Origin of the sequence: Virgibacillus sp. MSJ-26, from assembly GCF_018918075.1 — a bacterium.
Taxonomy (GTDB): Bacteria; Bacillota; Bacilli; order Bacillales; family Amphibacillaceae; genus MSJ-26.
This window is the reverse complement of record NZ_JAHLPW010000048.1, coordinates 1-930: the sequence shown is the minus strand read 5'-3', so window position 1 is coordinate 930 and position 930 is coordinate 1. Positions and strand designations below refer to the sequence as shown.

Sequence of the window (930 nt, the reverse complement as noted above, 5' to 3'; positions counted from 1 at the left end):
ACTAGGAACGTATTTAATCGAATTACGTATTAAATGAACAACGCAGCGTTGAACAATGACATCAGGAAAAATGGCACGTACCCCTTCTTCCAACCCACTGACACCGTCCATTGATACAAAGAAAATATCTTCAACACCTCTGGCTTTGATTTCATCAAAAATCTGCATCCACTTATGTTTACTTTCTGTCTCATTGAGCCATAATCCAAGAATCTCTTTATGACCTTCAATAGTGTATCCTAAAATAGTGTAAACGGCATATTTTCTTGTTTCGTACTCATTGCGAATCGTTGTATACATACAGTCTACAAAAATAAATGCATAACAGTTACTTAATGGTCGCGTTTGCCATTCGTCAAGTTCTGGAAGAACTTGATCTGTAATATCAGATACCATATCATGAGATACTGAAAAGCCATAGATATCCTCAATTGTGGCAGAGATATCTCTTTGTGACATACCCCGTGCATACATGGAAATAACTTTATTCTCAATCGCTGAAACGTCCGTTTGTCGCTTCGGGATGAGTTCCGGATTGAACGAAGCATCACGGTCTCGTGGCACGTTAATACCCAATGCCCCTGAGCTTGTTTTTATCGTCTTCTTTCCATAACCATTTCGTCTATTTCTTGTTTCTTTTTCTTCTTTATTGTTCGATTCATAACCTAAATGATGATTCAATTCACCTTTTAACATCGTTTCAAACATCGGTCCGAATATCTCTCTCAGTGCGTTTTGCATGTCTTCTACGGTCTCTGGTTGGTAGTTTTCTATGATTTGTTTCGCTAATTCAGCTGAGTTTTGATCTCGCTTTGACTTGGCCAATAGAATAACCTCCCAATCGTTATATTTTTATCTTACAATAAAAAAACTGAACTGCGAAGCAAGAGTCGTACGCTCTCTCACTTACACAGTTCAGTTTACACTCCC

At 38.2% G+C, this 930-nt stretch carries 1 protein-coding gene; it reads right to left on the bottom strand.

Annotated elements, in window-relative coordinates; genetic code table 11:
* Positions 1 to 825, bottom strand: an 825-nt coding sequence (locus KQI49_RS18400; protein ID WP_253286929.1) for an IS256 family transposase, incomplete at its 3' end; no start/stop codon positions are given.
* Positions 826 to 930 lie beyond the last annotated feature (105 nt).